The sequence below is a fragment of the Myceligenerans halotolerans genome, from assembly GCF_054782975.1.
Genome location: NZ_BAAGRL010000054.1, coordinates 25,473 through 51,866 on the forward strand (window position 1 = coordinate 25,473; position 26,394 = coordinate 51,866).

The following is a 26,394-nucleotide window of genomic DNA, read 5'->3' on the forward strand; positions in this document are numbered from 1 at the left end:
CATTCGTGGCGTCGGCGTCCGATGTCAGTGTCTCCAGGCAGACTCGTCCCGTGAGAGTGATCCTGTCCCAGGCAGGCGGCCAGCGGGCCGCCGTCGCGCGGCTGCCCGAACCGGGGGAGGCCGTGCACGACGACGGCGTCCCCGCCGCGCCACCACGCTGGACCTGGGACGACACGAACCGCTGGTACCCGAGACTCCTGGCCGACGGCGTGCGGGTCGAGCGCGCCCACGACCTGCGGCTCGTGCACGCGATCCTGCGCTCGTCGGCGCTGACCTCGGACACGGAGCTGGCCACCGCACCACGCGGCCCGTGGGACGGCCTGCCACCCGCGCCGCCACCGCAGGCGGGTGGCGCGTCCCATGAGGTCGTCCCGGACACGCTCTTCGACCTCGACACCCTGGGGGCGGCTGACACGCCGGAGCGCGGGTCGGGTACCGGCTCCGCGGGCGGGTCGGGCGCAGAGCCCGCTCGCGGCTCGGACGATCGAGCGGGTGCGGCGGGACCGCCGTCGGACACGGACAGCGGGCTGGATCCGGTCACCGAGCTGGCCGCGCAGCTCGACGCGATCGCGTCGAGCGCCGACCCGGGGCGCCTGCGACTGCTGATCGCAGCCGAGTCCGCCGGCGCGCTCGCGGCCGCCGAGATGCACCACGCGGGCCTGCCGTGGCGCGCCGACGTGCACGACGCGATCCTCACCGAGGCGCTCGGCCCGCGCCCCCGGCCCGGCGCCCGGCCGGCGAAGCTCGAGGCGCTGGTGGAGCGCATCCGCGAGGCGCTGGACGCGCCGCCCACCCTCAACCCCGACTCGCACCCCGACCTGCTGCGGGCCATGGAGTACGCGGGAGTGGGTGCGCGGAGCCTGCGCAAGTGGGAACTCGAGACGATCGACCATCCGGTGATCGCCCCGCTCCTGGAGTACAAGTCGCTCTACCGCCTGTACACGGCGAACGGCTGGACCTGGTTGGACACCTGGGCGCCGGACGGCCGGTTCCGGATGGAGTACGTGGTGGGCGGCGTCGTGACCGGCCGCTGGGCGAGCACCGGCGGCGGGGCGCTCCAGCTCCCGCACAGCGTGCGGCGTGCGGTGGTGGCGGATCCGGGGTGGACATTCGTGGTCGCCGACGCCGCCCAGCTCGAGCCCCGCGTGCTGGCCGGGCTCGCGCAGGACGAACGGATGGCGGCTGCGGGCCAGGGGCCGTCTGGGTCGGGCGGGCCCGGGGGCGGCCGCCACGGACAGGGCTTGGGTGCAGGCGGTGGTGGCGCGGCGGGGGGCAGCGCGCATGGCGGCGGCGCCGGAGGTGACGGCGCCCGTGGCGGTGGTGGAGGCGCGCATGGCGGTGGTGGAGGCGCGCGTGGCGGCGGGGTCGGCGGTAGCGGTGGGGGCGGTGGCGGTGGGGGCGCGGACGGTGGCGTGCGCGTCGAGGCCGTCGACATGTACGCCGGGATGGTGGCCGCCGGTGTCGTCGAGACGCGCCAGCAGGCGAAGCTCGGGATGCTCGGGGCGATGTACGGCGGTACGACGGGCGCGTCGGCCCAGGTGATGCCGCGGCTCGCCAAGGCGTTCCCGCGGGCGATCGACCTGGTCGAGCGCGCGGCACGGGCGGGGGAGCGGGGCGAGGTCGTGACCACGCGGCTCGGGCGCAGCTCACCGCCACCAGGCAGCGACTGGGCGGACGCTCAAGCACAGGCCTTCGCCGCCGACCCGGACAGCGCCGCCGAGGCCGGCCGCCGCGCTCGCTCGCAGACCCGTGCCTGGGGCCGGTTCACGCGGAACTTCGTGGTGCAGGGCACTGCCGCCGAGTGGGCACTGTGCTGGATCGCGTCGATCCGCCGGCGGCTGTGGGCGCTCGGCGAGGTGCCGGACGTGCGGGTCGGGTCCGGCGCGCTGGGCGCCGGTCATGGTCCCCGGGGCGAGGGGCTCGCGGGTTCTGCGGGTTCCGGGAGCCTCACTGGTTCTGGGAGTCTCCCGGGTTCGGCGGGCCCTACGAGCCTCGGTGGTCTCGCGGGTTCCGTCGGCCTCGCAGGATCCGAGGGAACCGGCGGTGCCCCCGAGCCCTTCGCCTGCCGCCCGCACCTGGTGTTCTTCCTGCACGACGAGGTCGTGGTGCACACCCCGGCCGTCCTCGCCGACGCCGTGGCGCACGAGATCCGGGCCGCGGCGGACGAGGCGGGCAGGCTCCTGTTCGGCGACTTCCCGGTCACGTTCCCGCTCAGCGTCGCCGTCGTGAACAGCTACGCCGACGCCAAGGACTGATCCGAGCCGGGGCTGCTGGCGAACTGCAGGATGACTCTGGTGTTCGTCGCCGAACCGCAGGATGGTTCCGGTGTTTGTTGGCGAACCGCAGGACGCCATCGCGGAGCGCTGCCGAACCGCAGGATGAATCGTGCCAACGCGCGAGTTGAACGATTCATCCCGCGGTTCGGCAGCGATCGGTGGTGCCACTGTGCGGTTCGGCAGCGCTCCGCGGTGTGATCCTGCGGTTCGCCAACAAACACCAGAACCATCCTGCGGTTCGGCAGCAGTCGGCGGTGCCACCGTGCGGTTCGATGCGGGTGCGGGTGCGGGTTCGGGGGGCGGTGTCGTCTTGCGGTTCAGTGGTCGGCGGCCACGTTCGCAGGGCTCTCGTGCGGATCGATCTCGCGCGCGACATGCGAGCGGGCGTGGGTGATCGCGGCGTCGAGGGCCGTGAAGAGGTGGTTCTCGTGGCGTAGTCGCTTGAGCGCGCCCACGTTGACCAGGAGTCGGCGGTGCCTGTCCTGCACGCCCTTGACCAGGACGGTCACGCCGCGCTGCTCGAGCTCGGTGATGAGTTCGGCCAAGGCGTTGGCGCCGGTGGCGTCGACCAGGTGGATCTGGGAGAGGCGCAGGATCACCACCCGCACGTCGTCGCGCCGGCTGGCATGGGTCACCTCGGCGAGGATGCGCCCGGCCGCGCCGAAGAACATGGCGCCCTCCAGCCGGTACAGCGCGATGTGTTCGTCCCCGGGCTCGGCCATGCCGGGCAGCGGGTCGCGATGCACCGACGATGCCCGGGCGACGTGACGCAGCGTGAGGAACGCCGCGACGAGCAGGCCGATCTGCACGGCCTCGATGAGGTCGAACGCGACGGTGATGACCGCGGTGACGACGAACGTGGCGGCGTCGGACCGGGTCGAGGTGAGCACGGCGCGCACGGTCGCGGCATGCACCATCCGGAACGCTGTCACCATGAGCACGCCCGCCAGCGCTGCGAGCGGGATGCGGGACACGGGCCCGGTGGCCACGTAGATCACGGCGAGGATGACCACGGCGTGCACGACGGCGGCCAGCCGGGTTCGCCCGCCGGAGCGCACGTTGACCGCGGTGCGCGCGATGGCGCCGGTGGCCGGCATGCCGCCGAACATCCCGCTCGCCACGGAGGCGAGGCCCTGGCCGACGAGTTCCCGGTCGGGCTCGTAGGGGCCGGTGCCGCCGCGATCGGTGTGCATGGTGGCGGCGACCCGCGCGGACAGCAGTGACTCGATGGCGGCCAGTGCGGCGATGGCGATCATGGCGCCGAACACGTCGCGGACGGCGCCCGGCGTGATGCCGGGCAGCTGGGGGACGGGGAGCGAGGAGGGCAGTTCGTCGATCCGGGGTGCGGGCGCCCCGGCGAGCTCGGCGGCGACCGTGACGACGACGACGGCGACGAGCGACGCCGGCAGACCGGCATGGATCCGGGGGAGAGCGATCATGATCACCGCGACGGCCGCCACGATTCCCAGGGTCCAGAGCGTGGCCGCGTCCGGCGCGTCGATGGCGTCGCCCAGCGCGCCGAGCGCGGTGACGAGCGTGTTGTGCCCGGCCTCGACCGGGACGGCCAGCGCACTCGGGACCTGCTGCAGGAAGATGATGGCTGCGATGCCGAGCGTGAAGCCCTCGACCACCGGCCACGGGATGTACGTGACCACGCGGCCGAGTCGCAGGACGCCGAGCGCGAGCACGAGAAGCCCGGCGCCGACCGTCACCAGGGCGACCGAGGCGAGACCGTACTGGGCCACGATCGGCGCCAGGATAACTGCCATCGCGCCTGTCGGCCCGCTGACCTGGACGTTCGACCCGCCGAACACGGCCGCGACGATGCCCGCGATCACCGCGGTCACCAGGCCCGCGGCCGGTCCGACGCCGGAGCTGATACCGAACGCAAGCGCCAGCGGGAGGGCGACCACGCCCACGGTGACACCCGCCACGAGGTCGGCCCGCAGCGTCCGGGGACGCAGGTCGTAGTCGGAGCGGGTGGGAAGGAGGTCCCGTAGGTCGAGCCGCGCGACGAGCTCGCGGGCGGTCATGCCCCGGCCCGGACGGTGTCGGGCGTCTGGCTGCCGGGTGTTCCGGCTGGTGCTTCCGGCGTGGTCGCCCTCGCGGCGTCCGGGCTGTCCGCGTCACGCCCGCCGGGTCCGGTGTCGCGGGGCTCGACGTAGGTGGCCGCGAGAACGGTCCGGGCGCTGGCGCCCGGCAGGGCGGGGAGGTCGCGTGCGGCGGTGAGCCGGTCGGCGGCTCCGTCGCGGCCCGTCGCGAGCGAGGACAGCAGGAAGGCGCGTGCGACGACGAGCAACTCCGCGACGAGCGGCTCGGCCAGCCGGTAGTGCACCGTGTTCCCGGACCGGACGGAGGTGACCACACCCGTGCGCTTGAGCACCGCGAGATGCTGGGAGAGCTGGGACGCCTCCGCGCGGCTCACCTCGGCGAGGCGGGAGACGGGTGCGGTGTGGTCGGGTGCGGCGGCGAGGACCTCGAGCACCTGGATGCGGGTGGGATGCCCAAGGGCTTTGAAGAGGTCTGCCTTGATCTGGTAGAGCGGCTGGGTGTCCATCGTTTGGCTATTTTAGCAATCCATCAATCCACTCGCCCACCAGCCGGCACGAGGTCACACTGTGCTACGCCCGGGCATTCCGCCGGCACCACGCCACCGGACTCCGCCACTGCTCGATCCCGAGTGGAGGCGGAACCGCGGCCCGACCGGTTGCTGGTCAGAGCCGCGTGAGCGTCGCCTCGACCACCCGGGCCGAGCGCAGCGCGGCGTCGTCAACATGGGTGAGGAACTCCGAGCCGTCCGGGGCGCAGAGGTCGGAGACGGCGCGGACCGACACGAACGGCGCGCCGTGGTTGTGGCACGCCTGCGCGATCGCGGCCGACTCCATGTCCACCGCCAGGACCTGGTCGAACGTCTCCCGCAGCGCGCGGGCGGGCTCCGCGGTGACGAACTTCTCGGACGAGCCGATGGTCCCCGTGACGACGTTCTGATCGTGCCCGACGGCGGTCTCGGTGGCCTCGAGCAGCCCGTGGTCGGCCGCGTAGACGGCGGGCATCCCGGGAAGCTGCCCGAGCCTGTACCCGAACGCGGTGGCGTCCGCACCGGTGTTCACGTATGTCCGCCCGACGACGACGTCGCCGACCACGATGGACTGCGCCAGCCCACCCGCGCTCCCTGCGCTGATCACCGGCACGATGCCGTACGTCAGGAGCGCGCCGACGGCGGCGTCCGAGGCGTTCACGAACCCGATGCCGCTGCGCACCAGCGCGATGCTGCGCCCGCCCAGCGTCAGGATCCGGTGCTCCGCGGCGCCGACCATCCGCGACCCGGGAGCGAGCGCGCCGCCGGACATGTCGAGCCCGGCGCTGCCGTCGTCCGCCACACCGGCCGCCGTCGTACCGTCGGCGGGGGTCGTGCTGGTCGGCGGGGAGACGTCGTCGGACCTGGAGTCGGACTCCTCGTCGCCGCGGGGGACGCCGGCGAGGTCCAGGAACGGCGCCGCCTCGTCGGGCATGGCGACGATGACGACCGCGTCGACCGTGACGCCGCCCGTGCCGGCCGTCACGCGAAGACCTGCGTCCACTGCGAGCGCTCGGCGAGGAACGCGCGGGCGGCGTCCTGTGCGCCGGTCAGGGTGTGGTTCGCGCCCCAGCCGCACTGCACCTCGTTGGCGGCGGGCACCTCGGTGGCGTCCGCGATGTCGGTGAGGGTCGCCTCGACCAGGTCGAGGACGTCCTCCTCGGCGGGGTCTCCGGAGAGCATCAGGTAGAAGCCGGTCTGGCAGCCCATGGGGGAGAAGTCCAGGACGCGGTCCGTGTGGTTCCGCGACTTCTCCGCGAACAGGTGCTCCAGCGAGTGCACCACCGGCATCTCCAGGTGGGCGACGTTGGGCTGGGCGAATCGGACGTCGTACTTGACGATGACATCGCCGGCGGGAAGTTCCTTGCGGTCGGCCAGGCGCACGTACGGCGCGGCGACGGCGCGATGGTCCAGGTTGAACGACTCGACGTTCATGCGGGGCTGGTGCTGCTCGGTCACGGAGTCAGCCTACGGGGCGAGACCTGTTCGGCATCTCCGTGACCGGGGACGGCGCGCCCCGGCCCACGACCGCCGGCCTCCGGGAAACGGGCCGGCGGTCGTGGAGGATCAGAAGCGGGAGCGGATGTCCGCGGTCAGCTGCCGCAGGCGAGCGATCCGGCGGACGGCGGGGAGCCGTTGCCGATGAACCCGAACCCGGCGCTCTGGCCCGCCCCGAGGTTGCCGTTCCACGACACGTTGGAGACGGTCGAACCGGACAGCGTGCCGTTCCAGATCTGGTTGACGTCGATCCCGCCGGACAGCGCCACGGACCAGCCGTTGATCGCGGACGAGCCCGCCGTCACGGTGACCTCACCCTGGTAGCCGGTGTTCCACGAGTTGACGATCGTCAGATCCGCGGAGCAGTCGCCCGGCGGAAGGGTCGTCGGGTCGTCCGTGGGGTCATCGGTGGGATCGTCCGTCGGGTCCGGCGTGCTGGTGCCGTCGTTGAGTTCGTCGAGGACGGCGTGGTAGGCCTCCTTCTTGTTGCCGTTTCCGTCGAACAGCAGGGGGGTGCCTTGTGAGCGCCAGGAGTCGGTGTCGCGCACGCCCCAGACGGTGATGCCGTCGCAGCGGGAGACGGCGAGGCAGTCTTCGACGACGCGGCGGTAGGTTTCGGCCTGCTGCTGGCCGGAGCCTTCGATGTCGAGTTCGGTGATCTGGACGTCCACGCCCAGGTCGGCGAAGCTTTGCAGGGTGGTGCGGTAGTTGTTCGGGTAGGGGCTGCCGGAGTTGAAGTGGGACTGCAGGCCGATGCAGTCGATCGGTACGCCGCGCTGTTTGAAGTCGGCGACCAGGTTGTAGGCGGCCTGGGTCTTGGCCCAGCTCCAGTTGTCGATGTTGTAGTCGTTGTAGCAGAGCTTGGCGCCGGGGTCGGCCTCGCGGGCGGCGTAGAAGGCGGCTTCGATCCAGTCGTTGCCGGTGCGTTGCAGGTTGGAGTCGCGGCGGGCGCCGGTGCCGCCGTCGGCGAAGGCTTCGTTGACCACGTCCCAGGAGTGGATCTGGCCGCGGTAGTGGGTCGCGACCTGAGTGACGTGGTTGAGCATGGCCTGGCGCAGCTGGGGGCCTTCCATGTTCTGCATCCAGCCGGGCTGCTGGGAGTGCCAGGCCAGGGTGTGGCCGCGTAGCTGCTTGCCGTTCTGGGTGGCCCAGTTCGCGATGCGGTCGCCGCGGGAGAAGTCGAACTGGCCCTGCTGCGGCTCGGTGGCGTCCAGCTTCATCGCGTTCTCGGCCGTGATCATGTTGAACTCGCGGTTCGCGATGGTCTCGTACGTCGAGTCGGTGAGCTTGGACCCGGTGATCGCCGTGCCGAAGTACAGGCCCCGATCGGCTGCCGCCTCCTGCAGCGTGTCGCCGGCCGCCTGCGCGGACGTCGACATCGCGACACCACCGGCGAGTGCTGTCGCGACCGCGACAGCTCCCGCCACCCAGGCTGCCCGGCGCCGTGGCGGCGCGGTGCGGTGATTCATCTCGTCCTCCTCGTCGAGTGACACGACCGCGTGGCGCGGCCGTACCACGAGGATGGATCGAAAACGTTATCGAAGCGAGCGCGCTAAACGGTTAGCGCGCTGAGCCGTCGTCAGGAATCCGTCGGGAACCCGACCGTCGTGATCTCGCTGGCGCCGTCGGCCCAGAGCCGCAGCACCGACAGCGACGCCGGCGGGATGCGGATGCGCGACCAGTGCGACGCCGGCGCCCCCATCGCCTGTCCCACGGCCGTCCGGATCTGGGCCGCGTGCCCGACGACGACCACCGTGCGCCCCACACCGCCGTCGACCAGCGCCTGCATCCCGTCCCACACGCGCGCGCCCACCTGCGCGTACGACTCCCCGCGCGGCGGCACGAACGTGCCGGTGCTGTGCCACAGGTGCAGCTCGCCGGGCCACCCGGCCTCGATCTGCGCGGCCGTGAGGCCCTCCCAGTCGCCGAACCGGCACTCCGCGAACTGCTTCTCCACCGTGACCGGCAACCCGAGCCGGCGCCCGACCGCACCCGCCGTCTCCTGGGTGCGGACCATCGGGGAGGCGACCAGCGCCGCCGGGCGGGGGACGTCCGGCCACAGCCCGCGGGTGTCGCCGCCGATCCGGAACACGGCGTCCGCCGCCTGCGCGGCCTGGGCCTGCCCCCTCGTGGAGAGTGCGGGGCCGGGCACGTCGGACCCCGAGTAGGCGCCGGTCTCCGTCATCGGCGTCACGCCGTGCCGCACGAGGACGACGGTGAGCGGCAGGGCGCCGTCGAACCGGCTCACCGAGCCGGGCGGGCGCACGTGGGTGTCGTAGCCGGGTGCGTGCTCCGTCGGGTCGGACGTCGTCCCCATCACGCGATCCGCACCAGGATCCGGTCGCACTCCTCGCAGGTCACGACGTGCTCGGGTGCGGCGGAGCGTGCGGCGGCGAGATCGCCGGGGTTGAGCTCGAGGCGGCAGCCCCCGCATCGCCCCTCGCTGAGCGCGGCGGCGGCCAGGCCGCCCTGGCGGGCGCGGATGCGGTCGTACATCGCGATCAGCCCGGAGTCGAGCTGTTCCGCGAGGCTGTTCCGCTCGGCGGTGACCTCCCTGGCCTCCGCGTCGATCTTGGCCCAGCCGGCGTCACGGTCGGCCTCGGCGGCGTCGCGGTCCGCGGCGAGCGCCTCGTAGGCGGCGGTGACCTTGGTCAGCGACTCCTCGTGCGCCTCGAGGCGCTCCATGACGTCGAGCTCGATCTCCTCGAGCACACCCTGGCGCGCGGCGAGCGAGGCGATCTCGTCGGTGAGCGCGACGGCGTCCTTGGCCCCGACGGATCCCGTGTCGAGCCGCTGCTGGTCACGCGCGGAGCGGGCGCGGACCTGTTCGACGTCCGCCTCCGCCTTCGTCAGTTCCCGCTTCAGGTCGGCGACCGCCGTGCGCGACTCGACCAGCGAGGCGTTCAGATCCTTGATCTGTCCCTCCAGCTCCTGGATGCGGGCCAGCGCCGGGTGCTTGCGCCGGGAGTGCGCGAGCTGCTGGAGGCGTGTGTCCAGGGCTTGAACCTCCAGGAGCTTGCGCTGGTGGTCGGGGGGAGCTGAGACCATGAGCGGGGGTCCTCTCGCAGGGTGGGGGCAGGTCATGAGGCCGCGCGGGTGGGTCGTGTCGCCGCGGCACCGCGCGGCTCGGGCTTCGCGGGGTGGCGGCGCGCCCGACCGGCGCGACCCCTGGGCAACGCTACCGCGCGACGCCGGTCCACGGGTCCGTCACGATGTCGCTGACCCGGGTCTCCACGCCCGGCAGCCCGCGCGAGGCGAGCCCCGCGGCCAGATCCTCGGCCGCGTACGCGAGCCAGGGCCACTCGCTCGCGAAGTGCGCGGTGTCCACGAGGAAGGGCGTCCCGCCGGCGTCCGGGCGCCCGGACGCCGGGGCCTCGAACCGAGCGCGTTCACGCAGCTCGGACGCCGGGTGGTGGCGCAGGTCGGAGGTGACGTAGACGTCGACGTCGGCCGCGCGGACGTCGTCGAACAGCGAGTCCCCGGAACCGCCGACGACGGCGGCCGTGCGGACCGTCGCCCCGGGGTCGCCGGAGAACCGGATGCCCTGGGCGGTCGCGGGCAGGGCGCCGGCCACGCGCCGGGCGAAGTCCCGCAGCGTGACGGGCTCGGTGAGGGTGCCCACGCGGCCGATCCCGATCTCGGTGTCCTCCGCCTTCGCGACGAGCGGCCGGCGGTCGGCGATCCCGACGAGGTCGGCGAGCGCGTCGGCGACGCCGCGCGGCGCGGAGTCGGCGTTGGTGTGCGCGACGTGGAGGGCGCACCCGGAGGTGACCAGCCGGTGCACGACGGAGCCCTTGAACGTGGTGGCGGCGACGGAGTGCGTGCCGCGCAGGAACAGCGGGTGGTGGGTGACGACGAGGTCGGCGCCCCATTCGAGGGCCTCGTCGACGACGTCGGCCACGGGATCCACAGCGAACAGCACGCGCCGCACCTCGGCCACGGGATCCCCGGCGACCAGCCCGACGGCGTCCCATCCCTCGGCGGTCCCGGGCGGGTACAGCCCGTCGAGCACGCGGACGACGTCGGTCAGGCTGGGTGCGGAACTCACGTCCGCGAGCCTACTTCGTGCGCGTGGGCGGGGCCGCGCGGCTGGTACGAGCGCGAATGGCGGGCCACTTCGTGCGCGTGGGCCGGGCGCGGCACAGGCGGAGGAACCGGCTGAGCCGTCGATCGGACCGCGTGCGGGGGTGCCGCTGCGGCTGCGCGGGGTGCAGTTCAGCCGGGCGCAGCGGTCGCTGGTCGGGGGTTGGGTGTGTGGTCGGGGGGTTGGCGTGTAGTCGGTCAAGTGATTGACCGACTACACGCAAAACCCCCGACCAGGTGGGCTTCGAGCACGGGGACCCGGTGCTGGGGTCCGCGGCTCAGCCGGGTCAGTGGAGGACCAGTTCCAGGGTTTGCGGGGAACTGGGGCGGTCCGGCGGGGTGAGGGTGGACTCGACGAGGGTCTGGGTGTTGCCCGTGGTGATCTCCGTGAGGATGATCTGGCCCTCGAGTTCGCGGGCTGCCGCGAGCACCTCGGCGGCCGACGTCGGCTCGCCCGCCCGGCGCAGCAGGTGGCCGGCCAGGACGCCGCGCGTGTGCTTGGCGTTGTGCGAGACGACGGACCGTTTGCCGTCGACCTCACGGACGGCGCGGACGGTGAGCCACTCCGCGGCGTCGGGCCCGGTCGTGGCAGGTTTCCAGGCGGCGACGTAGGTCGCGGACCGGCAGTCGACGACGACGTCGCCCGCGGCGCGCGGTCCCAGCTCCGTGGCCAGCGCGGGCTTCCACGCCCTGGCCAGCGGGCCGACGTCGGGCAGCGACGTCCCCATCGAGAGGCGGTAGGCGGGGATACGGTCGCCGGGTGCGACGGCACCCCAGAGGCCGGAGAAGATCCGCACCGTCCGGTCGGCGCGTTCGGCGGCGCCGCCGGTGAGCGTGCCGAGGCCGGCCGCGCCGTACAGCACACCGGTGTAGACGGTGGCGGCGGGGCCGGCGGGCGCGTCCTTGAGGTGCGCGTTGCAGGCCACCTCCTCGGCGAGGTTCGGGCTGACCGCGAGCACATCGACGGCGTCCGGCCGGGTGGCGACCGCGGTGAGTGCGTCGAGCACGACCTGTCGCTGGGTCGTGAGACCCGGGTGGGTGAGCGTGGCGAGATCCACGGGAGCGGCGCCGTCGGCCGCGGGCGTCTTGCCCTCGGACGGCGGGAGGAGGAGAAGCACGCCCGCGAGTTTACGAGGGCGGACGGGGCCCGGCGTGCCGACGAGCTGTCGCGCAGGTTGATCCCGTGCTCGACCCACGCCTTCATCGCGGCGAGCATCTGGTGGTGACCGGTGGTCGGCAGTTCTGTGAGTGATCGGCAGTTCGAAGTGCCGATCACTCACGGAACTACCGACCACCCTTCGCGCTCGGTGCGCTCGGTGCGCTCGGTGCGCTCGATGCGCTCGGGAACCGATCAGGCGTCGAGGTCGGCGGCGGTGATGGTCTGGTCCGCGGGCGGGGCCTCGATCCCGGAAGGCTCCGTGTTGTAGGTGATGTTCATCGTGTGGACGAGCGTCTGCCCGGGAACGGGTGCCGGGATGATCGTGCGGAGCGGCAGGTCGGTGGAGTCGAGGAAGTACTCGACGTCGATCGATCCCGTCTCGGCCGCCGCCGACTCGTCGAACCCGAGCGCCGTGAGGTCCGCGGCCGCCAGGTCCACGGTGACCACGTAGTGGTGGGTCTCGGTGCCGCCGACGGTCTCCGTGCCCCGGTCCTCGACGGCGGTGACCGCACCGTCCAGGGCGACCGTCCGGGCGTACACGTTCACGTCGGTGAACTGCTCGTCCCGAAACACGTAACCCGGGTCCGGGTCCGTGAGGTGGAGATACTTGCCGTCGGTCTCCTGGTCCTTCGCCCAGATGTTCTGGTCGTCGAGCTTGATCAGGTCCTCGTCGAGGTTGGTCGTCATCTGGATCGCGACGGAGTCCGGGGTCTCGCCGTACATCGCCTCGCCGTCGAACGTGGTCGCGACGCCAGCGCCCTCTCCGGCGAGCGAGCCCGAGTACTCGGCCTCGAACGTCGTCGTCGAGATGGTCGAGAGTGCCGTCGCGGTGCGTTCCACGAAGTCGTCCGCCGTCAGGGTGCCGGAAGCCGGACCCGCGGCGGCGGTCTCGCCGTCCTGCGAGGGCGCGGTGGATCCCGGCGCCCCGTCATCGGACGAACCGGTGGTGTCGCCCTGGCACGCGGTCAGGGTGGCAACGGTCGCCCCTGCGACGAACAGGGCGGCGATCTTGCGGGTGAGGTGCATCGAGTGTCTCCTTGGTCAGTCAGACCTGGCACCGGTCCGGTGCGCTTCGTGGCGTCTGACCAGGTGGTTCTCTCACAGTCGTGGCGAACCGTGCAAGGAAAGTCAACGTGGTTCACGGCGCTCGCCGCCCTCGGCGCGTGGCGTGGTGCCGAAGCCGCGGGCCAGGGGGATCAGAGTGAGCACCAGGAGCAGGGGGAGCGTGAACCCGATGCGGAGGGAAGATCCGGTGCTGATCAGGCCGGTCACCACGGAGCCGACGAGCGCGCCCACGTAGTTGAGCTGGTTGAAACGGGCGACGACGACGTCGGCCCGGGCGCGGTCACCACCCGCGATCCGGCCCGCGGCGGAGAAACTCAGCGGCGCGACGGCGCCGAGCCCCAGCCCAGTGAGGAAGAACCCCGCTGCCGCTACCGGCCAGACCGGGGCCAGGACGACGGCGGCGAGTCCGGCGAACGCGACCATCGCGCCCGTCCGGACGAGTGCGGGGGCGCCGAAGCGCGCGGTCAGGTGATCGCCGGCGAGCCGGACCAGCAGGTTCGCCGCGAGGTACGGCAGGGTCGCGAGGGCGACGAGTTGCTCGGGGGAGTTCAGGACGAGGTCGAGGTAGAGGGGCCCCCAGGCCTGGGTGGCGCTGTCGACCAGGTAGAAGATCAGGAAAGCGATTCCGGCCGGGGCGATCGCGGCCCAGGCGACGGGGTGGGTCAGTCCGGGGGCCGTGGGGTCTGGTGGCGTGGAGGTACCGGCTGCCGAGGGGGCGCTCGGGTCGACGTCGGACATTGTGGGGACGGGCGGGGGCGCCGCGACGGTGCCGGACGTGACGATCGGGCCCAGCGCACTGTCGGGAAGCATTCCGGGGACCGTGCCGGAGGTGGTCTCCGGGGCGTAGCGGAGGGTGGGGGTCGACGCGGCGGCGTCGTCGGGCGCGAGGACGGCTCGGCCCTGGAACGGCGCGAACGCCGCGAGCAGCGCGACGACGGAGAACGCTGCGCCCGTCGCCAGCGGCAGCGTGGCGACACCGGCGAGAGATACACCCGTGGCCACGAGGCCGCCGAGCGTCCACGCGCCCTGCGACGACGGCAGGATCGGGCGGCCGTACCGTCGCTCCAGGGTGACGGCCTGCATGTTGGATCCGGCGTCGACCATGCCGAGCGTGATGCCGTACAGCACCATTCCGGCCGCCAGGCCCGCCAGGTGGCCCGTGACGTACATGAGGGCCAGCGCGGGAACCATCGTCGCGAGCCCCGCGCGCAGAGCTGCGGCGCTTCCCGCGCGGCGGGCCGCGACCTCGGCGATTGCGGAGCCGACGGCCGCCGCCAGCACCATGCCCAGCAGGAACATCGAGAACACGCCGGGGTCGAGGTCGAACTCCCGGACGATCTTCGGGATGGACAGAGTGGCGCTGACGAACACGAATCCCTGGGCGAAAAAGGCGGCGAGCACCGCCGCGCGGTTCTGGCGGAGGCTCGCGGGAGTCGCGGGAAGCGTCATGCGGGGCATCCAACCACTCCGATGCGCTGCCTGGATAGAGGCAGACGCTCGTCCGGCCCCGCACTCGGGTAGGCTGGCCTGCGCGGACGAGCCGGTCGGACGGCCGCGTCGTCGGTGGCCCGGGAAACCGGAAGCGCCGGCGCCGAGGAACGTCCGGGCTCCACAGGGCAGGGTGGTGGCTAACGGCCACCCGGGGTGACCCGCGGGACAGTGCCACAGAAAACAGACCGCCGCGCGCGGCCGAGAGGCCGGGTGCGGTAAGGGTGAAACGGCGGTGTAAGAGACCACCAGCGCCCCTGGTGACAGGGACGGCTAGGTAAACCCCACCCGGAGCAAGGTCAGACAGGGAGTGTTCGAGGGCTGCTCGCCCGAGCTCCCGGGTAGACCGCTCGAGCCCAGCGGCAACGCTGGGCCTAGATGGATGGCCGTCGCCCGCACGGGGGTGACCTCGTGCGGGAAACAGAACCCGGCGTATGGGCCGGCTCGTCCGCTTTCATCGGCGATGGCGCCGTTGCCGCGTCGACCGTCGCTGGCGGAAGGGCATGCAGTTGAAGGCGTACGCCCTTGGGTGCATACTAGGTTCATGGAGATTCACCGGTCGCGGCAGTTCAAAGCCTGGGTCGATGACCTGGTTGCGAAGGCCAAGTCCGGCGATCAGCGTGCCGTGCGGATGGCCAAGCATGTGTACGACGAACTCAGCTACCTCAAGACCCTCGATGAGGAACCTGAGGACGACACCGCCACGCTCAAGCGTGTCCGGCAGAGTCGGCAGCATCCGGTGTGGAGACTGTCGCACCCGTTCGATCCGCAGATGGCGGTCCGCATCGTCTGTTGGTTCGACGAGCAGTCCAAGTCCGTGGTCGTCGCCCTCTTCGCCGCTGATAAGGCGGCGATGGGTGATGTGTTCTACGACAGCGTCGGCACGCGTGCCGACCAGGCGATCGACCAGTGGAAGCGCGAGAACGAGGGGACAGACCATGACTGAGAAGCACGACCAGTTCGCTCTCGCCGACGACGTGTTCGAGGCACTGGAGTCGATCCCGGGCCTGAACGACGACCGCGACGAGCGAGACGCAGCCCGCGAGCAGATGGAACGCGAGCACGCCATAGGGCTTGCCACCATCCGTCAGGTCGCCACCCTGACCCAGGCCGAGGTAGCCCGCAAGATGGGCGTGCGCCAGACAAGCATCTCCAGGCTGGAGGCCCGCCCGGACATGCTTCTGTCAACGCTCAAGGCCTACTTCGACGCCGTCGGCGCCGAGGCGACCGTCACGATCCGCATCGGTAACGTCGAGCACAAGGTCGCCCTGGACGAGATCGTCGGCCGGGCCTGACCGCCGCCTCGACGCGAGTGTGCGGGAGCGGTTCGGGATCGAGGACATCAACAAGGCTCAGGTGTCCCGTGCGCTCAAGGAGGCCACGGACAGTGGATGGATCGTCATCTACGACGCGACCGTCGGCTATCGCAGCCGCCGCTACGTTCCCTTCTGGGCGGTCGAGCCGTCGCGCTCCCCGATTGATTGATCGTTGATTGACTGGCGGCCTCGGACGCGGGCTTGTAGCAACCGCCCCAGGCCACTGACCTGCGACGACGTATCACTCAGTTGATTGCTGGTTGATTGATCGGGGCCAACGGGAACGCTTTGGCAAGTTGGCGAGCACTCTGTCGGGCAGGCCGCTGATGACCGTGGCGAGGCGGGACGCCAATATCGCGTCGCTCAGGCGGTTCCAAGCGTCGTCGGGCACGCTGACGACTGCGAGCAGCAGGTCGCCGGGGTAAATGTCCCCGCTCACGAAAGGGTCCTCGGCCAGCACTTGCACTGCGATGGGGATGACCCGAGCGAGTGCGACCCGCTGCGCGATGAGCGACTCGCAGATCCTCGGGCGTGAGTTCCGCGAGCGGTAGCCGGCGTGCGGCGTGCACGCGCCGCATCAACCCGGTGGCGTCCGACGGCGGGTCGGGCCAGCGGGGCGGGTCAAGGTCGTCGGGCGTCACCATGGACGTCACATCCCCGACGGGTGTGCGGACAACCAGTCCGCGTACTTCGCTTCTAGGGCATCGCGTTCCTCGGCGGTTCGGGCGATGACGTCGGCGCCGCCGTCGTACGGGGCGTAGATCCAGTCGACGGTCGCGTTCGTGAACAGCGTGCGATCGATGTCATCGGCCACACGGCGCAGCAATGGGTCCAGCGCGGCGGGTGTCGGAGGTACCCAGCGCGCGAAGGCGTACCACGGGGTGCCGTCCGAGTCCGGGTCAGCGTCGGCGAAGGTCCGCCAGAGCGGCCACGTGGCTGCGATCCTGCGGAACCTCTTCGGAGCGCTGAATCTCCCGCCGTCGAACCACTCCCTGCGGACGGCAACGATGTCGCTCTCGTCGTCTCCGCGGAGTTCCGCGAGGATCTGATGGTGGCGTCCGAGCAGGATCTGGTACTCCTCCTCGGAGTCGGCGTACCGTTTCGACTCCGGCAGGCTGTGGAACCTCACCCAACGTTCGTCGGGCAGTCCGCGCAGCGACCAGGACGCCGTCGAGTCTGGAAAGGCGCGTCCCCACGCCTCCGTGAGCCAGGCCCACGACTCGTCAGGTTCCGGCATGCGGAACCCCAGGAGGCCCGCCAGGACCTGCGACGTCCGAGTGGGGATACCTCCCCACCGCATGTCGTGGATCGCCTGCTGGAGAGCAGTCCACTCCTTCACACCCATCCCTTCCTCATGTCGGACGCGGAGCCGGGACCCGGTCCGCAACCCAGACGCCCAGACCGAACGGGTGGCGGCGCACCATTGTGTCGTCCAGGACCTCCCCGGACTCGCTTCGTCGCGCAGAGCGGAGTCTTCCATGCTGGAGCCAGGCCGGGCAGCACTATTCTCATGCCCGTGAAGACGCCATGACCGAGACGCCCAAGGTCGACTGTCCCGGCGCGTGGTTTCGTCTCGGTGCGCCGAACCTCACCGATCTGCGCACCTTCCACGCGACGGGCCGTCGGATCACGCGGGCCGAGCTCCTGCTCTACGTCGAGGCCGATCTTCAGATGCGCGACGGCGACGTGGTCCTGTTCGACGAGCCGCGGATCGAGGTCGCCGCGCTCGCCTGCGAACTGACCGCCTGGGCCGGTGACGGCTCGGAGCCTAGGCGCGGCTTCGAGCACAGTCCCGACGCGTACGAGGAGTCCGGCATCGTCCGCATCGCGCGGAACGAGCAGGGCTGGGTCGCGGGCTCGTGCTTCACCATTGCGACGACAACACCCGGCGACTGGGAGACCGTGAAGAGCTTCATCGACGCTTCATGGCGGAGGTTCGCGTGCTCACCGCGTGGTCGCTGATCGACGCGGGATGGCCGCTCGCCGACGCAGTTCTCGCAGTGCGCGACGGGTTCGACCTCTCACTCGCCGTCGCGAACCAGATCGTCGTGCCCGTCAGCGGGCAGGAGCGAGAGTTCTGGGCGCTCCAGGAACGGTTCTGGGGCGCGATGGAAACGCTCGCCGCCGAGGACGAGCAAGAGAAGGCACCGTGACACCCGCCCCGACGCTCCGCGCCCTCACCGACCTCCTCAACGCGATGATCGAGGAGATCCTCGACGCCGCTCGCCCACGCACGTTCGACCGGGTCGCGATAGTCCCGCACTCATCGCGATCCGCACGAGTCTGACGGGCGCGTTCAAGGCTGCTCAACCGCGGCCAAGTTCGCGTCGTGTGAGGGGAGCAGGCCGGGTACACATCGGGTACACATGAGCGCTGTCTCGGCTCGTCTGACGCCAGCCTCACCAACGCGTCGAGATCTCACACTAGCCGCGAGATCCCAACGTTCTTGCGGTGCCCAACCAGCCCGTCGGGCACCGCGAGACATACCGCCCCACCCTCCAGGAGAACCCGGCGTATGGGCCGGCTCGTCCGCTTAAATAGCCCTGACCTGCGGCAATGGCTGCAGGTGGTCGGCGGTCGACCTGTGATCCGCGTGTGGTCCGCAAGGAGCCGACTGGTGGATCCTGGGAGCGTCCTCCGGCTACCGCTTGGCGCGGGACCGCTTGTTGCGCTGATAGGCCTGGACGGCCTTTCGGCTCGATCGCCAAATGCCGTCGGGTCCTTGGATGGCATCGAGTCGGCCACGCTGTGCGGCCTGACGCAGTGCGGCCAAGCTGAAGTCCTTGTTGACCAGCGACGCGAGCGGCACCAGTCGGGCCGGGCCTGCCACTGCCGGGACGATGAACCGGTTGAGGTTGTCGTACATGGCACGCGCGAGGAGCTCGCCCAGAGGTCCGTGCTCGCCGTCGTCCGACTTCTGCATCGCGGACAGATAGGCGGGACGTTCGCGCTTTAGCACGATGACCGGCGGGTAACCGAGACGGACCAGGATGAGGTTGAGCAGGAGGCGACCTGTGCGTCCGTTGCCGTCGATGAACGGGTGGACGCGCTCGAACTGGTTGTGGATCTCGGCGAGGCGCTCGGGCCACGGAGCGTGGCTGGTCCGGTCGTGCAACTCGTCCCGTGCGGCGTTCACGGAGTCGACCCAGTCCTGGACCATGGCTGGGACCAGCGGCCAGCCGGGGGGCTGCATTCCAGCTCCGAACGGGTGGATGTCGTGTTCTCGGAACTGCCCCGGTGCCTCGCGGGTTGTGGCATCCGGATGTGGTGCGACCTCCCATACTGGACTCATCGTCCGCTGATGCACCTGGCGGACCTCGAAGACGCTGATCAGTTTGCCGTCGTGCCAGTCGCCTGGTTCCAGTGCGTGTCCGTAGACCCACTGCGCGGCGGCGCCGTACCCCTGGACTTCCATGTATTCCTTGAGGGGCTTGGCTCCTACTGCGCGGCCGTCGTCCAGCAGCGCGGCTACCTCGCGTAGAACGAGGGTGTTGCCTTCGAGCGCCGTCGAGTGATGCGCCTCGAGGTGCCAGATGTCGGACCAAACGAACTTCGACTCCTTCGGGGAGGGGAGCCCCCCGAGGCGCTCGTTGAGCTCACCGATCGCACTCTCAAGCCGTGCGTACACCGTTGCCCGTGAGGGTCTCCCGCGCGCCATGCGCCTCCTGACTGATACACCAGATCGCTACCGAATTGATCTTATCAACGAGGCCTCCGGTTGATACACCAGGAGCCAACCCAATCGAACTTATCAGCCGCGAGGCGCGGGAGGGCTCGTGAGGACGGCGGTATGGTCGCTCCACCTGGTGTACGACGGCGGTCAGGTGACCGTCTACAACGGACTGGACGAGAACGGGCTGCCGTTCGGCGACTCGCGGCTGAGGACGCCTGGCACCGGATCGGCTGACCGACCGTCGTCGGACTCCAACCACGCCATCGGCCGGTGTGAGCGGACATCAGGATCTCCCTATCGGCGGACAGGGCGCTCCCTACTGACGGACAGAAGAATCCGGTCAGAATGTCCGTGGATGCCTGCGGCGGCCTGTCGAGGCGTGGAGGCCTCGCCGACCGGCGGCGACGCCCTGGCAGCGCCGCTCGCCCCGCGTGGGCGCTATCCACAGGCGTGCTACCTGGGCCGACGACGGTGCGCGGGTCGCATCACGGGTACGTGCCGACCGTCCGCTCGACCAGAGGCGCTGGAACTTATTGCTCCGAACCTGTCCGCCAGCAGGGACGTTCGGTCCGCGACCGAAGCTCGTTGTTGTCCGCCAGGAGGGCACGGTTCTGTCCGCCGAGAGAGGGAAGTCCTGCTGGCCACTGACAGGCCGGGATCGCTGGAATTCCAACGTTCCCGGCCGATGCCATGTCCAGCCGTGCCCCCGCGTTGTGCCAGCAGCACTTACCCGGCGCATAGGCCGGCTCGTCCGCCCCACAACCGCCATATGCCGTGTGGAACCTGCCGACATAGCGTCGCCGCATGACTCCAGACGCAGCGGCGGCCGGCCAGGCCAGCGGCCGAGCCCCTCCTGACGGCACACGAGCTCGCGACGTACCTCAAGCGAAGCCCGCAGTGGGTTAGGACGCATGCCGTAGGACTACGCGGGATGATGGTCGGCCGTTCCTGGCGTTTCGACCTCGCCGAGACCAAGGCCGCGATCCGGGTCACGCGCAATCCGGACCTGAGCGAGAAGACGCCCGCCGGAGCCGACCCCCTTGCGCCCACGCCCCTATCGGCAAAGCGCCAGGCGACGAAGCGCCGCCGAGCGGCCGGTCTCATCTGATGAGTGACATGTCTTTGCGCGACGTCGCCGCGGAATGAGTCGGTCCCGTGTCATCGCGGTCCGTTCCCAGACCGGTGGTCGAGGACCTTCAGCGCCTCTTCTCGAACCTCGACATCCAGGCGTGCGATATCCAGATTGATTTGCGCTCGATCGATCTTTGCCCCGTCGGCGTAGCCTCGCAGCTCTTCGAGGTAGTCGTAAGTGTGCTCGATCTTGATGAACGGGTCGAGCACGGGGAACCATCGCGGACCAGGCGTCCTCGGACCGTCGAGGTCGTACGCCCACGCCGTCACGGACCTCGGCGCGGCCGTCCCGTCGAGGACCGTTTGGCACCTGTTCCTCAGTTCGATCCGGACCGCGTCTTCGGCCGTGGGCTCCGGCAGGCCCAGTTCCTGAGCAGTTTGACGGGCGAGGCCGTCGAGCGCGTCCTGCGGTTCGTCCCCGTAGAGCCCGGCAAGCTCGCGCAGTGCCGGGCTGTCGAGGTCGGCAACCAGCGCGCCGACCGCCGACTCGACGACCCGCTGCCGGTCCGGGTCGACCTTGTCGAGCCAGAACCCCGCCGCGGCGAGGAGTTCCTCGGTGGCTGCTCGGGCGAGGTCGGGTGACACGTCGGCAAATCTAGCGGTCGTGGGGCCATCGTCGAGTCGCTTTTCCGTGTGAGTCGCCCGCCGGTTCCGCTACGGTTCAGGCGTGGAGATCCTCAGCCGGCTGCCGTTCCGTGCCTCTGCGCTGTTGTCTCTCCAGCGGGCGCTGTGGGACGAGGTGTCGCCGGGCCTGCGTGGTGTGGCGGTCGCTGTCACAGCGTCGGCGATCCGCGGCCGGATGATCTACGACCACGTGCCCACCGAGGATGAGGTCGAGTCGTGCTCGCTCGTGGAGACCTACGTCGTGGCCGACATGGCACCTGAGGTGGTCGTCGATCTCACCCCGGTCTCTGTCACGCCTCCGGAGCCCCGAGACCTGCTGCCCGGCGAGGAATGGGTCTACCTCCGCAAGGAGGAGCCTCCCGTCGCCGACAAGGTGCGCGAGCCCTTGATCCTCATCGGGTATTGGCGCGGCCCCGGCGCCCCGAACCTTCCCGACCCGCGTGACTTCGTCGATCCCGCGTGGGGCTCCCACGAACGTCGGCACGTGCAGCGGTACCTGGAAGGCGGGATGCTCGCCCGGGTGTACCGGGGCATGTCGTCCTGCCGGTTTTGCGGGGAAGACGTGGGGCATCGGGAACAGACCGACGGCACCTACCTGTGGCCCGAGGGCCTCGCTCACTACGTCGCCGAGCACGAGGTCCGGCTCCCCGCCGAGTTCGTCCACCATGCACTCGGCACCGCGCACGACGTGGAGCACCGCGACGTGGACAGCACCTGGTGGACGGCCCGCGTCGGTCCCGGCCCCGCCACGTACCCGGTCACGGTCATCGCCGTCGGCGACGGGCATCCCGTGCCAGTCACCGTCGAGACGCCCGCAGGGCTCCTGCGAGGGGTCTTCATGGCGACCGTCCCCGCCGCCGGGGACATCGTGAACGTGGAGGTTGAGGTCCCCGGAGAGATCTCCTGGGACGAGGTCGCGAGCGGGGACACGCCCACCGTCCGTCCTGCTGGAGCCGACCGGCAATGGTTGCGAGGCCTCGTCGAGGCCGTCGAGCCCGACGGTGTCATGGTCCTGCGCTCCGGCGTCGGGCTCACCATGCTGGAGATGACCGGGGACACGCCGGACGGCGTCGTGGGAACCAAGATCGCCGTCCCCGTCCAAGAGCTCCAGTTCTACCCGACCGGCGTGTGAGCAGCGTTCATACCTTCGGGCTCACGGACGGTATCGGTCGGGACGAGAGACGAGGAGCCCTCACCCGCACACGCCGCGGCGCTCGACGATCTGCTCGAGGTCGCCCGAAGGCTCCGACGAGACTTCCAGAAGGCTCGATCGTGATGATGGGGTGCCGCTACGCCAGGAACCCAGCGGAGCGCTTCGCCCCGCATCCACGTTCTCTTGGCTGATGCGCCCGGTATCGTTCCGGCCGTGGTGGACGACCCCAGTGCCCTGAACGACGTAGTCCGGTCCGCATCGATGATCCGGCTGTATGACGCCGGCGCCTCCGAGCGGCGGATCTTCGCGGACGCGCGCCGGTGCTGACGTTCACAACCCGTGCCGACCTCGACACCCTTGCCCGGCTGCTGATGGTCGACGACATCACGGGGTTCGTGTGCATGTGCCATGGCGACGCGGCGTTCGAACTGCTCGACGGCGTCGGCGCCAGGATCGATGTGGTCGGCTGGCACTTTGACGCCAGGGTCCGCTGGGGTGGATGGGAGAGCGACGCCAGCCTCGCACACGCACCCGAACTGATCTCCTGGCTTGCCGAGCGCGGATTCACCCCACCCGCCGAACGTGCGCAGCGCTTGGCCGAGCAACGCGCGGCCCGCCAAGACGCTGAGCACTCATGGAAGGCCGCCGCTCCGGCCTGCGCGCGAGATCTGGTCCCGCAGATGCTGCGTCCCACATCCTCGCCCTTTGTGGACGACGATGTCGTTGGCGAAGTGCGACGGCGTCTGCACGACGCTCACCCGCGCCAGCGCGATCGGGCGAGGGTGCTGTTGCGTTGGCGTGCCGGAGGTTCAGGCCGCTACTCCGGCTATCCGATCCACGAGCAGCTGCCAGACGAATTGCTGGTGGAACTGCCTCTGTCTGCGATCCTGGCCGCGGTCGATGGGCTGCCACGGACCGATCCGGCCTGGACAGGAGCGGCATGGCACCTGTTGTCACGATCCCGAAGCCTCAAGCAGCTCCAACGGGTTCCCGCGTCCGTCTGGGACGAGATCGCGCGCGTCACCCAAGCTCACGACGACCGCGCCTGGTCGGAGCGCCACCGCTCCACCAGGCGCCAAATCGATCACGCGAACGAACAGCGAGCCACAGCGAGACGCCCCACAAGCGGGCGATGATCGGCGTTTCCAGCCTGACCCGAAGTCGCGTAGCCCAGCGGAGTGCTGACCTTGGATGATTCGGCCGGACGATTGGTCACGCGGCTGTCTGTTCGGGTACAACGATCGCTGTGAGCTGGGTGGCGAACGTCATGGTCTCGGTCGCCATGGACGACAACGAGAACGCGGAAGCGCTGAGCGAGTGGCTGCGCACGCAAGCGCCCCTTCGTTCGAGGCCTGACGCCCACGGCGTGGGGTACCTGAGGCTGCTCACAGGCGGAGAGGGCTCGCAATGGGGCGGGTGGAAGGAACCTGAGTGCGAGGTCTGGGCGGGTGCGTTGAACTACGCCGACCTGGATGCCCTCCGGCAACGGTTCTTCGAGACGCCGTGGCGCGAACCCAACGCCGCGCAGCTGTTGGTGATGGACCAGGAAGAGGGCTTCTTCCGACTCTGGATGATCCGCGGCGGAGAACTGCGACAGTACGCGCCGCTCGTGCCGAGCGAAGAGGACGAGGGCTTCTACCAGGGGTGAAGAGCTAGGTTCGAGACCTGCCCACCCGCGGGCGGCGTCGAGCCTGCGCTGTGCGACGGGAGCGGCCGGGTACACATGGGCGCCGTCTCGGCCCATCTGATACGAGCCTCTCCAACGCGCTCAGAGCCTGCCGGAACCGCGAGATTCCAACGTTCTCGCGGTGCCCAACGAATCCGCTGGACACCGCGAGACATACCGCCCCACCCTCCAGGAGAACCCGGCGTATGGGCCGGCTCGTCCGCTCTTGACGGCCTGATCGCAGCAGACGCCGTGCCGACCAGCTCTCTCGAGCATTCAGGTCCCTACTCGTCCCAGGCGGTGAGCAGGCGGTCAGGCCCGATGATCGTCAGCCCGTCGAGCGACGCCTCGCTGCGGGACACCGCCACGAGTGGGGTCTCGTCCGTGGCTCCCGGCAACTGCGAGCGATGAACGACGAGTCGCGTGGCGTCACGGTGATCGAACGGCCGGTTCTCCAGCCACTTGATCGAGCCTACGAACGTCAGAGTCTTGGCGATCGGCTCGCGGTCGGCTCCGACCAGGTCGATCTCGGGGTCGTTGGTCCGCGTCCAGTAGCCCCCCACGACGTTGGTTCCGGGTGCGATCTCGTCATCCGCGAATCGCCAGAGTGCATCGCGGATCACGGGCTCGATCGCCCTGCCGCGCCAGGTCGTCCACTGCTTTCGCACGGTTTCGAACACTCGGTCACCACGTCCGCGTTCGATCTGAGCGATCCCAGGTTGGACGAAGGACAGCCAGAACCGGAGGTACGGGTCGTCGATCCAATAGCGGGTCTCCTTGCTAGGCCTCGTCGACAGCGGCAGGCGAGCCACGACGGCGCGACGCTCGACGAGAAGCTGCAGCGATCGGTTCAAGACGTTCGGTCCGATGCCGGACGCTCGCGCGATCAGCGAGTAGGTACGCTCGCCATGCCCGATAGCCGAGAGGATCGATCTCGCCTGGGCTTCGGTGGGGAACTCGGCGGCCAGCGTGCGCTCACCGCTCACGAGGAGTGCCGACGTGGGGTCATGAAGCCCACGTTCCAGGTAGTTCCACAGCCCTTCTCCCGTGTCCCACTCGGTCAGGAGGAGAGGCAGCCCACCCGTCACAAGGTACGCATCGAACGCGTCTGCGGCCTGGAGGCCAAGCATCGACGCGACGTCGGAGGGCGTCAGGGGTGGAACGATCAGTTCCGTGCCGCGCTGGTAGAAGGGGCGTCCATGGGTATTGAGGCGTTCCATCATTGCGATGTCGGACCCGATCAGCAGTAGCAGGACCGGCAGCTTCGACAGGGTTCTGTCGAATGCCTTCTGGAGTGCACCCTCGAACGCTGGGTCGTCGCGGACGAGGTAGGGAAGCTCATCGATCACGACAATGCTCGGCGAGTCCTGTGGCAAGACCGACGCCAGGACACGGAACGCTGCGTCCCAGGTGGTGGGATCAGCGAAGTCTGCAGCGGACGCACCCTCCGGGAGATCTGAGACGGTGATTTCTTGGACGAAGCCCACCAGGTCCTCGTCCCGATTGCCGCCGACCGCGGTGAAGAAGACATGAGGCATGTCGGCCCGCTCGACGAACTGCTCCACGAGGCGTGACTTGCCGACGCGCCGTCGTCCACGGATCAGTACTGCCTGGCCGGCAGGTCCCCGCCTGCTGGCACGCACCTTGCTGAGTTTGCCATCAAGGATGGCGAGCTCCCGTTCGCGACCGATGAACCCGTCCATAATGCTCCAGATACTCTCGTTGGTGAGAGTCTCATCGGAGAGACTCTCACCAACGAGAGTATCGCTCCGATCGCTTTGCGCAACCAGGCCCGAGCCGAGCGACGCCACGAGACGGACGTAGCAGCGTGCATCCGAGGTAGGTGCCCAGATCGGATGAGTCACGCCGTTGGCCACTGGGCGGGTCCAGCGGAGAGTGCTTCCTGACTTTTATCAGTTCGGTGGATCTGGCGCGGGCGTAGCTCGCTGACCTGGGGTGTTGTTCGATCACGGGCGTGGATCGGCGCACTAACGGGGTCTCGTATGCTGCGGGTTGTGGCTCCGTATATCCGAACGGTGACGACGGCGTCCGGTGCGACCGCGGTGCAGATCGTCTACGGCAAACGGGCCGGGAAGCTCGATCTTGAGCACATCGGGTCCGCGCATGACGGTGAGGAACTCGCGCTGTTGCGCGCGGCCGCGGCGCAGCGAATGGCGGCAGGGCAAGACGAGTTCGACCTCGGCCTGGACCGCGCGGGGACTGCGCCGCCTCGTCGCCGGTCGCGGCCGGTGCGTGCGGCGCGGGTGCCGATCACGTCCTCGCGTGCCGAGGTACTCCTCGATGCGTTGAACGCCGGGTTCGACGCGCTCGGCCTGGACACCATCACTGGCGCAGGCACTGTGTTCCGGCAGATGGTGCTCGCGCGGATCATCGAGCCGACCTCGAAGAAGGACAGCCTGCGAGTGCTGGCCGAAGCGGGCCTGGAGATGGTCTCGTATCCCACGGTGGTGCGCCACCTGCCTCGGTACTCGACCACGAAGTTCCGCGACGAGGTCACCCGAGCGCTGGCTTCTCGGGCCAGACTCGGCCCTACGAGCCTGGTGCTGTTCGACGTCAGCACGCTCTACTTCGAGACCGACAAGTCCGATGACCTGCGCAAACCAGGGTTCTCGAATTACGCCGAGGTCGTGGTTATGCCGATGTTGGTGTCGGGTCGCGGGTGTT

The 26,394-nt window shown here is 70.1% G+C and carries 27 protein-coding genes, 1 other RNA gene and 1 pseudogene; 13 read left to right on the forward strand and 16 right to left on the reverse strand.

What is annotated here, in order from left to right:
• Positions 1-122 precede the first annotated feature (122 nt).
• The gene (locus ACYVK5_RS23545; protein ID WP_460708438.1) at positions 123-2,255 is read left to right on the forward strand and encodes a bifunctional 3'-5' exonuclease/DNA polymerase; all 2,133 of its coding nucleotides are present in this window, start codon (positions 123-125) and stop codon (positions 2,253-2,255) included.
• Between the two features lie 338 nt (positions 2,256-2,593).
• On the opposite strand, the gene ACYVK5_RS23550 is transcribed toward ACYVK5_RS23545, so the two are convergent.
• The 11 genes from ACYVK5_RS23550 to ACYVK5_RS23600 form a co-directional block, all read right to left on the reverse strand.
• Positions 2,594-4,309: a SulP family inorganic anion transporter gene (locus tag ACYVK5_RS23550; protein ID WP_460708414.1), complete on the reverse strand. Its 1,716-nt coding sequence runs from the start codon at positions 4,307-4,309 to the stop codon at positions 2,594-2,596.
• Positions 4,306-4,833, reverse strand: coding sequence for an ArsR/SmtB family transcription factor (locus tag ACYVK5_RS23555; RefSeq protein WP_460708415.1), 528 nt, complete (start codon positions 4,831-4,833; stop codon positions 4,306-4,308). Before ACYVK5_RS23555 ends, ACYVK5_RS23550 begins: the two co-directional genes overlap by 4 nt.
• A gap of 157 nt (positions 4,834-4,990) precedes the next feature.
• Positions 4,991-5,839, reverse strand: coding sequence for a 5'-methylthioadenosine/S-adenosylhomocysteine nucleosidase (gene mtnN, locus ACYVK5_RS23560; protein WP_460708416.1), 849 nt, complete (start codon positions 5,837-5,839; stop codon positions 4,991-4,993).
• Positions 5,836-6,288, reverse strand: coding sequence for an S-ribosylhomocysteine lyase (locus ACYVK5_RS23565; protein ID WP_460708439.1), 453 nt, complete (start codon positions 6,286-6,288; stop codon positions 5,836-5,838). The genes mtnN and ACYVK5_RS23565 overlap by 4 nt, the downstream gene beginning before the upstream one ends.
• 158 nt (positions 6,289-6,446) lie before the next feature.
• Entirely contained in the window at positions 6,447-7,820 is a 1,374-nt protein-coding gene (locus tag ACYVK5_RS23570) for an endo-1,4-beta-xylanase (protein ID WP_460708417.1), read from the reverse strand.
• A 110-nt stretch (positions 7,821-7,930) separates the two neighbouring features.
• Complete coding sequence (locus ACYVK5_RS23575) at positions 7,931-8,668, reverse strand: histidine phosphatase family protein (RefSeq protein ID WP_460708418.1); 738 nt, start codon at positions 8,666-8,668, stop codon at positions 7,931-7,933.
• Positions 8,668-9,399 carry a zinc ribbon domain-containing protein gene (locus ACYVK5_RS23580; RefSeq protein ID WP_460708419.1) on the reverse strand — a complete coding sequence of 244 codons (732 nt, stop codon included), beginning with the start codon at positions 9,397-9,399 and terminating at the stop codon, positions 8,668-8,670. The genes ACYVK5_RS23575 and ACYVK5_RS23580 overlap by 1 nt, the downstream gene beginning before the upstream one ends.
• Positions 9,400-9,529: 130 nt before the next feature.
• Complete coding sequence (locus ACYVK5_RS23585; RefSeq protein WP_460708420.1) at positions 9,530-10,399, reverse strand: Nif3-like dinuclear metal center hexameric protein; 870 nt, start codon at positions 10,397-10,399, stop codon at positions 9,530-9,532.
• A 322-nt stretch (positions 10,400-10,721) separates the two neighbouring features.
• Complete coding sequence (locus tag ACYVK5_RS23590) at positions 10,722-11,552, reverse strand: YaaA family protein (RefSeq protein WP_460708421.1); 831 nt, start codon at positions 11,550-11,552, stop codon at positions 10,722-10,724.
• A gap of 233 nt (positions 11,553-11,785) precedes the next feature.
• The gene (locus ACYVK5_RS23595; RefSeq protein ID WP_460708422.1) at positions 11,786-12,619 is read right to left on the reverse strand and encodes a hypothetical protein; all 834 of its coding nucleotides are present in this window, start codon (positions 12,617-12,619) and stop codon (positions 11,786-11,788) included.
• 102 nt (positions 12,620-12,721) lie between these two features.
• A complete protein-coding gene (locus ACYVK5_RS23600) occupies positions 12,722-14,107 on the reverse strand; it encodes an MFS transporter (protein ID WP_460708423.1) in 1,386 nt (461 codons plus the stop codon).
• Positions 14,108-14,194: 87 nt separating this feature from the next.
• Here ACYVK5_RS23600 and rnpB point away from each other — a divergent pair.
• The 4 genes from rnpB to ACYVK5_RS23620 all read left to right on the forward strand — a co-directional run bounded on the left by rnpB (position 14,195) and on the right by ACYVK5_RS23620 (position 15,631).
• Positions 14,195-14,597: RNase P RNA component class A (rnpB, locus tag ACYVK5_RS23605), an RNA gene on the forward strand.
• Positions 14,598-14,690: 93 nt separating this feature from the next.
• Positions 14,691-15,092 carry a hypothetical protein gene (locus ACYVK5_RS23610; RefSeq protein ID WP_460708424.1) on the forward strand — a complete coding sequence of 134 codons (402 nt, stop codon included), beginning with the start codon at positions 14,691-14,693 and terminating at the stop codon, positions 15,090-15,092.
• Positions 15,085-15,441: a helix-turn-helix domain-containing protein gene (locus ACYVK5_RS23615; protein WP_460708425.1), complete on the forward strand. Its 357-nt coding sequence runs from the start codon at positions 15,085-15,087 to the stop codon at positions 15,439-15,441. Before ACYVK5_RS23610 ends, ACYVK5_RS23615 begins: the two co-directional genes overlap by 8 nt.
• A 19-nt stretch (positions 15,442-15,460) precedes the next feature.
• The gene (locus ACYVK5_RS23620) at positions 15,461-15,631 is read left to right on the forward strand and encodes a hypothetical protein (protein WP_460708426.1); all 171 of its coding nucleotides are present in this window, start codon (positions 15,461-15,463) and stop codon (positions 15,629-15,631) included.
• Positions 15,632-15,703: 72 nt separating this feature from the next.
• On the opposite strand, the gene ACYVK5_RS23625 is transcribed toward ACYVK5_RS23620, so the two are convergent.
• Both ACYVK5_RS23625 and ACYVK5_RS23630 read right to left on the reverse strand, forming a co-directional pair.
• The gene (locus tag ACYVK5_RS23625; protein WP_460708440.1) at positions 15,704-15,985 is read right to left on the reverse strand and encodes a contact-dependent growth inhibition system immunity protein; all 282 of its coding nucleotides are present in this window, start codon (positions 15,983-15,985) and stop codon (positions 15,704-15,706) included.
• 126 nt (positions 15,986-16,111) lie between these two features.
• Positions 16,112-16,801, reverse strand: coding sequence for a DUF3885 domain-containing protein (locus ACYVK5_RS23630; protein WP_460708427.1), 690 nt, complete (start codon positions 16,799-16,801; stop codon positions 16,112-16,114).
• 188 nt (positions 16,802-16,989) lie between these two features.
• On the opposite strand from ACYVK5_RS23630, the gene ACYVK5_RS23635 reads away from it, so the two are divergent.
• From ACYVK5_RS23635 to ACYVK5_RS23645, 3 genes are read left to right on the forward strand one after another with little or no spacing between them, the layout of a single operon-like run.
• On the forward strand, positions 16,990-17,424 hold the full coding sequence (locus ACYVK5_RS23635) for a DUF7878 domain-containing protein (RefSeq protein ID WP_460708428.1): 435 nt from the start codon (positions 16,990-16,992) through the stop codon (positions 17,422-17,424).
• The gene (locus ACYVK5_RS23640) at positions 17,403-17,615 is read left to right on the forward strand and encodes a hypothetical protein (RefSeq protein ID WP_460708429.1); all 213 of its coding nucleotides are present in this window, start codon (positions 17,403-17,405) and stop codon (positions 17,613-17,615) included. Before ACYVK5_RS23635 ends, ACYVK5_RS23640 begins: the two co-directional genes overlap by 22 nt.
• Positions 17,612-17,749, forward strand: a complete 138-nt coding sequence (locus tag ACYVK5_RS23645; RefSeq protein ID WP_460708430.1) for a hypothetical protein — start codon at positions 17,612-17,614, stop codon at positions 17,747-17,749. Before ACYVK5_RS23640 ends, ACYVK5_RS23645 begins: the two co-directional genes overlap by 4 nt.
• Before the next feature lie 354 nt (positions 17,750-18,103).
• Here the strand turns inward: ACYVK5_RS23645 and ACYVK5_RS23650 are convergent, their stop codons facing one another.
• On the reverse strand, positions 18,104-19,120 hold the full coding sequence (locus ACYVK5_RS23650; RefSeq protein WP_460708431.1) for a Fic family protein: 1,017 nt from the start codon (positions 19,118-19,120) through the stop codon (positions 18,104-18,106).
• A gap of 946 nt (positions 19,121-20,066) precedes the next feature.
• Here ACYVK5_RS23650 and ACYVK5_RS23655 point away from each other — a divergent pair.
• The gene (locus ACYVK5_RS23655; protein WP_460708432.1) at positions 20,067-20,243 is read left to right on the forward strand and encodes a hypothetical protein; all 177 of its coding nucleotides are present in this window, start codon (positions 20,067-20,069) and stop codon (positions 20,241-20,243) included.
• A gap of 50 nt (positions 20,244-20,293) precedes the next feature.
• On the opposite strand, the gene ACYVK5_RS23660 is transcribed toward ACYVK5_RS23655, so the two are convergent.
• Complete coding sequence (locus ACYVK5_RS23660; protein ID WP_460708433.1) at positions 20,294-20,851, reverse strand: hypothetical protein; 558 nt, start codon at positions 20,849-20,851, stop codon at positions 20,294-20,296.
• Positions 20,852-20,933: 82 nt separating this feature from the next.
• Between ACYVK5_RS23660 and ACYVK5_RS23665 the strand changes: the two genes are divergently transcribed.
• From ACYVK5_RS23665 to ACYVK5_RS23675, 3 genes are all read left to right on the forward strand, one after another.
• On the forward strand, positions 20,934-22,022 hold the full coding sequence (locus ACYVK5_RS23665) for a hypothetical protein (protein ID WP_460708434.1): 1,089 nt from the start codon (positions 20,934-20,936) through the stop codon (positions 22,020-22,022).
• A gap of 341 nt (positions 22,023-22,363) precedes the next feature.
• Complete coding sequence (locus ACYVK5_RS23670) at positions 22,364-23,179, forward strand: hypothetical protein (RefSeq protein WP_460708435.1); 816 nt, start codon at positions 22,364-22,366, stop codon at positions 23,177-23,179.
• 110 nt (positions 23,180-23,289) lie between these two features.
• The gene (locus ACYVK5_RS23675) at positions 23,290-23,691 is read left to right on the forward strand and encodes a squamosa promoter-binding protein 15 (RefSeq protein WP_460708436.1); all 402 of its coding nucleotides are present in this window, start codon (positions 23,290-23,292) and stop codon (positions 23,689-23,691) included.
• A gap of 302 nt (positions 23,692-23,993) precedes the next feature.
• On the opposite strand, the gene ACYVK5_RS23680 is transcribed toward ACYVK5_RS23675, so the two are convergent.
• Positions 23,994-25,520 carry an ATP-binding protein gene (locus tag ACYVK5_RS23680; protein ID WP_460708437.1) on the reverse strand — a complete coding sequence of 509 codons (1,527 nt, stop codon included), beginning with the start codon at positions 25,518-25,520 and terminating at the stop codon, positions 23,994-23,996.
• Positions 25,521-25,745: 225 nt separating this feature from the next.
• Between ACYVK5_RS23680 and ACYVK5_RS23685 the strand changes: the two are divergent.
• Positions 25,746-26,394: pseudogene (locus ACYVK5_RS23685) on the forward strand (IS1634 family transposase); the annotation flags it as partial.